The 8,804-nt window shown below is 58.6% G+C and carries 6 protein-coding genes; 5 read left to right on the forward strand and 1 reads right to left on the reverse strand.

What is annotated here, in order from left to right; genetic code table 11:
- Positions 1-14: 14 nt before the first annotated feature.
- The 5 genes from FHS27_RS26815 (at position 15) to FHS27_RS26835 (ending at position 5,929) form a co-directional block, all read left to right on the forward strand.
- Positions 15-629 carry a molybdenum cofactor guanylyltransferase gene (locus tag FHS27_RS26815; protein ID WP_184308846.1) on the forward strand — a complete coding sequence of 205 codons (615 nt, stop codon included), beginning with the start codon at positions 15-17 and terminating at the stop codon, positions 627-629.
- Positions 626-1,888 carry a molybdopterin molybdotransferase MoeA gene (locus FHS27_RS26820; protein WP_184308848.1) on the forward strand — a complete coding sequence of 421 codons (1,263 nt, stop codon included), beginning with the start codon at positions 626-628 and terminating at the stop codon, positions 1,886-1,888. The genes FHS27_RS26815 and FHS27_RS26820 overlap by 4 nt, the downstream gene beginning before the upstream one ends.
- A gap of 81 nt (positions 1,889-1,969) precedes the next feature.
- Positions 1,970-3,007, forward strand: coding sequence for an ROK family protein (locus tag FHS27_RS26825; RefSeq protein ID WP_184308850.1), 1,038 nt, complete (start codon positions 1,970-1,972; stop codon positions 3,005-3,007).
- An 18-nt stretch (positions 3,008-3,025) separates the two neighbouring features.
- Positions 3,026-4,948 (forward strand): glucosamine-6-phosphate deaminase, encoded by a 1,923-nt coding sequence (locus FHS27_RS26830; protein ID WP_184308852.1) that lies wholly within the window; start codon positions 3,026-3,028, stop codon positions 4,946-4,948.
- A 261-nt stretch (positions 4,949-5,209) separates the two neighbouring features.
- The gene (locus tag FHS27_RS26835; RefSeq protein WP_184308854.1) at positions 5,210-5,929 is read left to right on the forward strand and encodes a hypothetical protein; all 720 of its coding nucleotides are present in this window, start codon (positions 5,210-5,212) and stop codon (positions 5,927-5,929) included.
- A 216-nt stretch (positions 5,930-6,145) separates the two neighbouring features.
- Here FHS27_RS26835 and FHS27_RS26840 read toward each other — a convergent pair whose 3' ends face one another.
- Positions 6,146-8,221 (reverse strand): alpha/beta hydrolase-fold protein, encoded by a 2,076-nt coding sequence (locus FHS27_RS26840; protein ID WP_184308856.1) that lies wholly within the window; start codon positions 8,219-8,221, stop codon positions 6,146-6,148.
- Positions 8,222-8,804: the final 583 nt, after the last annotated feature.

Raw genomic sequence — 8,804 nt, forward strand, 5'->3', positions numbered from 1 at the left:
CCAAGCAGTGGATCATGCCATCGTCCCCCAACGATCGATCGCAGCGGATTCTCGGCGTTGTTCTTGCCGGCGGTCGTTCCACGCGAATGGGGCAGTGCAAAACGACTCTCCCTCACCCCGACGGCGGCACTTATCTCGAGCGAGCCGTCAGGACGATGCGGGGCGTCTGTAGCGAAGTCGCCGTTTCACTCGCCGAAGACGCACCTCCTCCGCCAGCGAGCTTTCCCGCGACCGTTCATGCCATCGTCGACTCGCAACCCGATTGCGGCCCCGCCGAAGGAGTCTCGCGTTCACTCGAGTTCGCCGGAACACTTCACTGCACCGGAGTCCTCTTCACGCCTGTTGACGTCCCTGCGATCAACGCAGAACATCTAAACCGACTGCTGCGGCGGTTCGAAACCGATTGCGAAAAAATCGTTTGCGCGCTCAACGAAGATCCGTCATCAAACAAACCGCTGCAACCTCTCGTCGCAATCTATCCGGTCTCGTTGACGGACGAACTGTGCTCGCTCGCGAGGTCATCGCATCGCAGCCTGTATCGTTTCATACAATCATCCGAACATGTCACCGTCGGACTCCCCGCCGACGCTCTCCATAACGTTAACTCACCTCACGATCTCCTGACATGAAGCGTTTAGCCTACGACAGCCCAAACGATGCGATCGCTGCACTGGCCGCACCGCTCGCTCCGGTGGACGTCCAACACGATTGCCGCGATTTGCTCGGCCGAGTTCTCGCCTGCTCTATCGTTGCTGACCGCGATCACCCCGCCGCCGACGTTTCGGCGATGGATGGTTACGCTCTCGCAATGCGCCGTCCCGCCAACTCCGGCGAAATTCACTGCAACGAAGAGATCCCCGTCACCGGCGAAAGTATCCCGGGCTCGCCTCCGCCTGATTTTTCCGACTTCGGCGTCATCCGCATCTTCACCGGTGGGATGGTCCCCGCAGGCTGCGACCGGGTCATCCAACGCGAATACACAATCGAATCACCGGGCAACGATTCGATGCCGTTAGGCACGGTCCGCTGGCGTGCCGAAGCCAAACTCACCCAACCGGCCGCCAACATCCGAGGACGCGGTGAAAACATCGAAGCCGGCGAGGAAGCCCTGCCGTCCGGCGTCGTCGTACGCTCACCTCAGGTCGCCGCCATTGCCAGTTTCGGAGTCGAGTCGGCGAGCGTGCGTCGCCGCGTCCGTGTCGCGATCATCACCACCGGCGACGAACTCGGCCGCATCGACTCGGCCACAAACGAAACACTTCCGCCATGGAAGATCCGCAACAGCAACGCGCACGCACTACGCGCCATCGTCACACCGCGGCCCTACGTGAATCCGCCGACGATGCTACACGCACCCGACGAACCCGAGCAACTGAAACAAGTCGTTTCCGACGCCGTCGCGGACCACGACATCGTCCTCTTAACCGGCGGCGTCTCAATGGGCGATCACGACTATGTTCCCAAAGTCGTTTCCGAAATCGGCGCCCAAACGGTATTCCACAAACTGCCACTACGCCCGGGCAAACCAATTCTCGGCGCCCTCTACCATGTCCCTGATTCTGCGACCGCCAAACCGATCATCGGGCTGCCCGGCAACCCCGTCAGCGCCACCATGGGCGCGGTGCGGTTCGCGTTGCCGTTGATCGACAAACTCGCCGGCATCACTCGCTGGGAACCCAATCCGCCGTCGATCATGTTGGACGAGATTGGAACGAAAACGCTGCACCTGCACTGGATGCGAGCGGTCCGCATGACGGGCCCCGGCACCGCTGAACTCGTCGTAGGAAAAGGATCCGGCGACCTCGTTTCACTCGGCGCGAGCGACGGTTTCATCGAAATGCCCCCCACCGCCCACCACCCAGGCCCCTGGCCCTTCTTCGCATGGTAGCCTGACAACCACCGCCCCCCACACCCTGTCACCTCCCTCCCCACCCTCAACGAGGTCGACCAGAATCGTCGACGCGGCAACATGACCCGACCCTGCCATCAGAACGTTGTCTCGACGACACCTTCACCTCCTCAAACCGTCTTCCTCGGCATCGACGTCGGTGGAACGAACGTCAAGTTGGGGCTGATCGAAGACGGAGGCCAGATCATTGCTCAACACGCCGTCCCCACGCCTCCGCTGAAAACACCCGAGCGTGTGATCGAGTACGCCCTGAGCTTCGCGAACGAAGAAACGACCAGCCACCAACGAATCGGTGGCGTTGGACTCGCGATCCCCGGCATCCTCGATTCCGAAGAGATGGTATTACGAGAAGTCGTCAACCTGCCCGGATGGATCGACCGGCCATTGCTGCGATTGCTGTCGGATCAATGCGACACTCCCGCAATGGTCGTCAACGATGCCAACGCGGCCGCCTTCGCCGAACATTCTCGACGTGGACTCGGCGACCGATCACTCGCCCTCGTCACTTTGGGAACAGGAATCGGTTGTGGTGTCGTGATCGGCGGTCGGCCCTTCAGCGGCGATCACGGCTGCGCCGGTGAACTCGGACACATTGCCATCCGCTTCGGTGACGACGCGTTGCCCTGCACCTGCGGCAGCCGCGGACACTTGGAAACCTACGCGGGTGCCGGCGGCGTCCTCGCGCGGCTTAAATTGGCCTACGCAACCAATCCGAAACATCGCATCCCCGCCTCCCTGCAATCGCCCCTGGCGTCGCCCAAAGACATCGCTGACGAAGCAATCAAAGGTGACACGATTTGTCTCGATGTGATCGACGAAACCGCCATCCACGTCGGCTCAGCGATCGGAATGCTCGGCCAAACCATCGATCCCGCCGTCGTCCTGCTCGGCGGCGCGATGACTTTCGGCGGCAAACAATCTTCAACGGGAATCCGTTTTTTGGAAAAGGTGCGAGCCACGGTCCGGGAGACCACGCTCGTGCAAGTCGGAGGCAACCTGATTGTCGATTTCGCGTCGCTCGGTAACGATGCAGGCATCGTCGGTGCGGCACTCGTCGCAAAACAAGCCGCCGCAGACGCCTGTTTCAACAACTCATGAAGATCGACCGTTCCCACCATGCTCAATCCCAACGAACGGATTCCCTGTCGCATCTACGACCGGGCCTCTGACGCGAGTGTCGCCGCCGCAAACGAGATCGCCGGACTCATTCGGCAACATGCCGCTAGCGGTGATCGCTGCGTTCTCGGCCTCGTCTCGGGTTCCTCACCGGTAAACGTTTACAACGAACTGGTCCGACTGCATCGCGACGAATCGTTGTCATTCGCCAACGTCGTCACGTTCAATTTGGATGAATTTTTTCCGATGCAGCCGTTCGAACTGCAGAGCGTCTCGCGGTTCATGCATGAACACCTTTTTGATCACGTGGACCTCCCCGAGTCCCAGATCCATCTCCTCGACGGCTCCCTACCGCGGGACGAAATTGCTGCACACTGTCAAAAGTACGAGCACGCGATCCGCGATCACGGCGGACTCGATCTACAACTGCTCGGCATCAACCGAGCCGGGCACATCGGACTCAACGAACCCGGGTCCGATCGCGGTTCTCGGACTCGGATGATCACGCTCGACCAAATCACGCGAACCGATGCGGCGAGTGATTTCTTCGGTGCCGAAAACGTTCCACGCCACGCACTCACCATGGGAGTCGGCACGATCCTCGAAGCCCGACGGATCCTCTTGCTCGCATTCGGCGAAGGCAAAGCCGGCATCGTCAAACGAACCGTCGAAGGTTTCGCCAACGCGAGCACCCCGTCCACCTTTTTGCAAGATCATCCCGACGTCACACTCTTGCTCGACGAAGCCGCCGCTTCCAACCTCATGCGTGTGCAAAGCCCCTGGCTCCTCGGCGATGTGACATGGGACGCGTCAACGATCCGTCGCGCCGTGATCGACCTTTCCGATTCCACCGGCAAAGCGATCCTGAAACTCACCGACGCCGACTACAACGAACAAGGACTGCAAGACCTCCTCGCCGCTCACGGCAGCGCCTACGACATCAACCTTCGCGTCTTCCGTCACCTGCAATCCACCATCACCGGTTGGCCCGGTGGAAAACCCGACCATGCCAAACAAGCCGGTGACCGCCCCGGCAACCGCGACGATATCTTTCCCAAACGGATCCTGCTGTTTTCGCCCCATCCCGACGACGACGTGATCTCGATGGGCGGCACGCTGATACGTTTGGTCGATCAAGGACACGAAGTCCACGTCGCCTATCAAACCTCCGGCAACATCGCCGTCTTCGACGAAGACGCACTTCGCTATGCCGAATTCGTCGAAGAGTTCTGCCAACAATTCGGATTGGCCGCCTCCGGACTCGATGAACTTGCCGATCACGTCGACACCTTTCTTCGTAACAAGAAAGCCGGCCAGATCGACAGCGACCAAGTCCAAAACATCAAAGGACTGATCCGGCGGAACGAAGCACGCCAAGGTGCCCGGTGTTGCGGAGTCCGCGACGAACATCTGCACTTTCTCGACCTGCCGTTTTATCAAACCGGTCGAGTCAAAAAGTCACCGATCTCCGACGCCGATCTCGACATCACCATCGACCTGCTACGCCGAATCCAACCTCACCAAATCTACGCCGCTGGCGATCTGTCAGACCCTCACGGCACCCACCGCACCTGCCTGTCAGTGATCCTGCAATCGTGCTTGCGATGCCAAAACGAGCCCTGGTACGAGTCCGCAGTCGTCTGGTTCTACCGCGGAGCCTGGCAAGAATGGTCGACCCATCAAATCGAAATGGCCGTGCCGCTGAGCCCCCAAGAGGTCGAACGCAAACGCCAAGCGATCTTCAAACACCAATCGCAAAAAGACCGCGCACTCTTCCCCGGCAGCGACGCGAGGGAATTCTGGCAACGAGCCGAAGCCCGCAACGCCGAAACCGCTCGCCGCTACGATGCCCTCGGCCTCGCCGAATACGCGGCCATCGAAGGCTTCGTCCGTTGGGACGGCCAATCCGGCGTCGAACTCTAACGGCAGACGCGTCCGAAATAAGTGAAAATTCGCCGTTGGGCACGCGTTCGGCTTCCCAACCTTCCCGCCTGACACACGCGAAGCGCCACCATCTTGACAACACCAAGCGATATCAACAAGACTACACGCGTCGTCGTATTGACACACCTGTAATTTCATTTAATCCCGTGAAACACGGTGAAACAGCGATTCCTGCCTAATTGGCACAGCTCATGCGTTAAGGAGTCTCCAACAAACACCCTTTTCCTTTGGAGCTTCCCAATGATCCGAGTTTTCGCCCTCGCCCTCGTCGCCGCCACCGTCTCGTTCACCGGCTCCTCGGCCAACGCCCAAGTCTTCAGTCGCTTCGGCTTCTCCACGCGCCCGGTACAAAGCGTCGACCGCCACTACGACAATTCGCGTCACTCCTATCATTCCGGTCGTCATCACGATTCGCAGGTTCATCACGCCAGCGTCGCGGAACTCGATCGCTACGCTGACCAACTCGCCGAAGTCGCTCGCCACCTTCATGACGACGCACACCAGCTCAGCCAAGACTACGAACACTCGTACTCGATCGAACGGACGGTCGTGAAGCTCGAACGGCTTCAAGAACACATGCATCAAATTCTGCATAACGCCGCTAACTCACGGTACGCGTCGAGCAGCCTGATCGCCCACGTCGCCTCCGACATGAACAGCGTCCGCTCGCTCCTGTTGACGCTCTACCGAGAACTCCAACATCAAGGATACGACGGCGCCCTTCAGTGTGACTACGTCGCCATCAACCACATGCGTCAGGTCATCACCGACGAAGCGTTACCGTTGCTGCAGCGAATGGAATTGACGCTCTACGGATCGACGCACCATCGCGACGTCCATGATATTCACGACGTGCACTCGTCACACCGCTATCCCGTCAACAACCACCACTCGACAAACTCCACGCGACGCCGATCATCCACACGGCTGAGCCTCCCCGGTTTCTCGATCCAGTTCTAAGAACGCAGCGGAGACGAAGACACGCGTCCCTGATCCGTGTCCCGCCAACGCAACGCGTCAGTGTCATGCGTCGATGTCACCCATCGACGCATACATTGATGCCGACCGCCCACGAATACCTTATCGAAATAGATGTCGCCTGACTTCGGGGAACTGAACTCAGGCGACATCTCGCTACCCTCAACGATCACGTCGTCGTCGGCAATGCTCTATTTGCTATCGAAACAGCAACTGCAATAACGTGGGCAAGTACTCACGCCAAACGCCCCACGAGTGATTCCCTTCCGTTTCGACATACGTGTGTGAAATCTGATTGGACGCGAGCTGCCGGACAAAGTCACGGTTTCGCTCGAGCAAAAAGTCGTCAATGCCACACGCGATCCAAAACAACCGCCGCGGCTCGCTGCCATCGGAAGATGCCGAAATCCATTCGGGATGCTCCTTCGCAAAATCTCCCGCCGGGGCCGCGGCACTGAACGCGCCCACCCACGCAAACTCTTTCGGCCGCGTCATCGCCATCATGATCGAATGCCCGCCTCCCATCGACAGCCCCGTGATTGCCTTTCGCTGAGGATCATCAGTGATGTGATACTCACTCGCGACCAACGGCAACAAATCGTCGACAATATCGTCGACCAACATTTCACTGTTCTTGCTGTTGTAGTCTTCCGACCACGTTCGCTCCTCCGGCGGCAACGGGTGCCCGTTCGGCATCACGACCACCAACGGCGAAATTTGACCGGCCGTGATCAAGTTATCCAGAATCAAGTTGGCACGTCCTACGTCAGTCCACGCGGTCTCGTCATCTCCAAACCCGTGACATAACACCATCACGGGATACGGTTCCGGTGCGTCGGCGTCATAACCCGGCGGCGTATACACCATCGCCGCACGCTGACCGCCCGTCGTCCCCGACGCATAAAGATGACGGTGCACGACGCCATGCGGGACACTCAAATGCTCCGTCAACAACTGCTCCTCCGACGACGCATCCGTGGGAACCTCAAACAAACTCTGGCAAACAAACCATTTTTTAGTCCACCGGTTTCGCGGGTCCGTCACCTGGACGCCGTCGACTTCGAAAACATACTCATAGATGCCCGGCGTGAGAGGCTTCGTAGTGATCTTCCAGATCCCATCGGCATCACGTTTCAGCGGTGTCGCCTTATGATTCAACCGCACGTTCACGGACTTGGAATCTCCACCCGAAAATCGAAACGTCACTTTTCGATCCGAGTGAACTTCCGGTGAAATGATCGTGCCCGGCTCTTGGCCTGCCGGCGTCGTCCGGCGCGAAACGATTTTCCGAATGTCTTGATAATCGACCTCGCCTCGATTTTCAGGCAACGCGTGTGGCAACAACCACCACTGCTCCGTAAACGCTGCCCGTTGCCCTGGCTTCAAATCCTCCGCCGGACCGATCGGCTCCAACTCCACTCGATCCTTTTCCGGATACCACACCGATACCGTTAACCCTGCAACCTCGTTGTAGGGGCGATCGGGATACGTCGGGAACCGCTTAACCAACATCTGATTCGTCGGTGCCAGATAGGCCAACCAACCCGCGTGAGAGCCAAACCCGAGTTTCTCATGCTCCGGTGATCCCGTGACAATAACCGAATCTTTGCTCACGACGACTTTCGCATCTTCCGGTTTCAACTGAATTGAATTCGCACCTTCGTACATCACGTATCCGTTTGGAAACCGACCGCGAGACGAACGCGGCACGACCACAACCCCACCACCAACCGCGAACGTCCGACCCCAGTGACAAACACTCACCGGCTTTTGGGATTCGTTGACGATCGTTTGAGTGCATCGCAATTGCGAATCCGTTTCATGCAAATAAAAGTCGCGAATCAAACGCACGCCCGACTCAGGATCAAACTGGCTCGTCATCCGCGCCGCACGATCACCGGTGACTTCACCTCGCCACTCACCCGACCACAACACTTGACCGCGGTTGATCACCTTCTCCGGACCGATGTCAAAACGCCCGGCATCGAGCAAAGGGCGTTTGTCTCCCGAACCCGCTGTCCATCCCGCTCCATCCGGCGACAGGCTCAACACATTGGTTCCCTCGAGCGAATACTCGAGCACTCGGCCACCGGCACCGGGACACAGCACCACCCTCACCTTCTCATTGCGCAGTTCGATGCAGTCGTCGTATCCGTAGTACGAAACCAATCCCGCCCCGTCGAAGGCACTCGCCCGAACAGCCCCCAAGCAACCAATCAAAAACGCAGCACAAAGAACAACACTGCCACGGCAAAGCAAAACGCATCGACACATCAGAAATCTCGCTGGGGAACGAACTCAGACAAACACCGCCACACAATGTACCCACTCGCCAAACGGATGTGCGTTCCAAACGACGAACTTCAAATTAGCGTTCCCCGAAAAAACCTTCCCGCAAACGAGCCAACATCCGTGTTCACCACTCACCTTCATCATCCCGCGCACGCCCGCATTCACACCCCCACTGCAACATCCGAGACACCGAACCGGCCTCCCATCAGTCAGAACGCTGCAAGGGTTCTCAAATGTCTCGATCAACAGACCATTCGACGCTTGACGAGTCCTCTTCTACCGAGCAAGTGGCTCAGTAACCTGGCGCATCGATCTTCCAATCAGCAAAATCGCAAACGCAGCCAACCCAAAACACGTGCCGACCATCGCGGTAGCCTTTGCCGCTGCCCCCCGACACATCCCTTCATACATCACGACCGTCGAGCACTTGAACCACCAGGCACGGAGTGCCGACACAATCACTGCCCGGGGGTGCCAACCCTCTTTATAGCCCACATCTTATTAGCTAGTTCCGAAGACGGTGTAGGCTTCGCGGTAGGCTTCCATTCGCCGCAGTCCTCGCCAG

Origin of the sequence: Aporhodopirellula rubra, from assembly GCF_014192335.1 — a bacterium.
Taxonomy (GTDB): domain Bacteria; phylum Planctomycetota; class Planctomycetia; order Pirellulales; family Pirellulaceae; genus Rhodopirellula; species Rhodopirellula rubra.